Source organism: Paracoccus limosus (assembly GCF_009711185.1).
Lineage (GTDB): Bacteria > Pseudomonadota > Alphaproteobacteria > Rhodobacterales > Rhodobacteraceae > Paracoccus > Paracoccus limosus.
In genome coordinates, this window is the sequence record NZ_WMIF01000069.1 from 1 (window position 1) to 1,436 (window position 1,436).

At 64.6% G+C, this 1,436-nt stretch carries 2 protein-coding genes and 1 pseudogene; 1 reads left to right on the forward strand and 2 read right to left on the reverse strand.

Annotation, left to right across the window (positions count from 1 at the left end; genetic code table 11):
- Positions 1 to 107 (forward strand): transposase domain-containing protein (locus tag GL279_RS19060; protein ID WP_155064130.1); only part of this gene is annotated, 107 nt, incomplete at its 5' end.
- A gap of 20 nt (positions 108 to 127) precedes the next feature.
- On the opposite strand, the pseudogene GL279_RS19065 reads toward GL279_RS19060, so the two are convergent.
- Positions 128 to 208 (reverse strand): annotated as a pseudogene (locus tag GL279_RS19065) (IS5/IS1182 family transposase); the annotation flags it as partial.
- A 66-nt stretch (positions 209 to 274) separates the two neighbouring features.
- Positions 275 to 1,228, reverse strand: coding sequence for a YhjD/YihY/BrkB family envelope integrity protein (locus tag GL279_RS19070; RefSeq protein ID WP_170294028.1), 954 nt, complete (start codon positions 1,226 to 1,228; stop codon positions 275 to 277).
- Positions 1,229 to 1,436 lie beyond the last annotated feature (208 nt).

Below are 1,436 nucleotides of genomic sequence, written 5' to 3' on the forward strand. Positions count from 1 at the left end.
ACTACCTCGCCGATACCCTCCGGGCCATCCTCGACGGACACCCCAGATCCCGCATCGAGGACCTCATGCCCTGGTGCTACGACCAAGCGTCAAGCCTCGCTGCATAGGGCCTCGTCGTCGCGCTTACATTCGGGTGTCGGACGGCACGAATGAAGCCCTCGAAGAAGGCCCACTCATCGTCGGATATCAGGTTGCGCGCCAAGCCCATCTCCCAAGCAGAGATGAGCTTGAATCATAGGACGACTGCCAACGGAACCCCTTTTGTCAACACGGCCTAGGGCGCCCGATCCTGACGCACCCGGTCCTGACGCCGGCTCTGCAGCCGCTGGCCATCCGGCGCCGGCTGCTCGGGCAGTCCCGAACCGGCGGCCTCGCGCGCCTCGCGGCGCAGTTGCCGGGCGGCCAGCACGCGGCGGCGGCGCGCCATCTCCAGATTGATCAGCGCCCCCAGCATCACCGAGAACCCGCCCAGATAGAACCACATCAACAGCGCGATCACCGCCCCGATCGAGCCATAGATCCGGTTGTAGCTGTTGAAATTGTTCAGATAGACCGAAAACCCGTAGGAGGCCGCCGCCCATGCGATGGCCGCAAACAACGAACCCCAGGTCAGGATGCCGGTGCGCGGGGTTTTGACGTTCGGCCCATAGCGGTAAAGGATGCCGATCACGATCTGCACGATGACAAAGATCGCAGCCCATGGCAGCGCGCCGATCAGCCCGTTGCGCAGGGGCACGTCGGGCAGAAAGTTGAAGGCGATGGGCACCACGATGATGACTGCCAGCCCAAGGATCACCACCCCCACGATCACCAGCGTCAGCACATAGGCCAGCACGAAGCCCATGATGGTGGAATGCGACCGCACGCCATAGGCGGCGTTCAGCCCGCGAATCAGCGCCTCGACCCCGGCGCGGGCCGAGATGGTGGCGATCACGAACGAGATCGCGGTGGTCCATCCCAGCTGCGTGCGCCCTGCCGCGATCAGCGAATTGATCTGGCCATAGATGATTTCGGCGGCGCCGGTCGGGACGAATTCGCGCGTGCTCTGCACGAACTGCTCGATGTCATGCGGATCCGACCACAGCCCCCATAGCGCAAACAGCGCCGCCAGCCCCGGAAACACCGCAAACATCGCATAGAAGGCCACGCCGGCGGCGATCAGGCTCATGTGGATCTTGTCCATCCGCTCAAAGAGTTCCAGGATGAACTGCCACCAATCCCGTATCACATTCCCGTCCCCGTCTGGTTCTGTCGCCACAGCATTGCAGCCATGGCCGGCAAGGACCAGAGCCAGCTTGCGCCTATTGCGTGCCGGGCGTGGCCGGCTGGTAGCGCAGCCACACTGCCTTTTCGCCCAGCTTCTCGACAAAGGCGGCATGGGCTGCGGCCTCGGCCTCGGTCAGGCGCGGGGCAAGCGGGCGCGGACGCGGCCCACG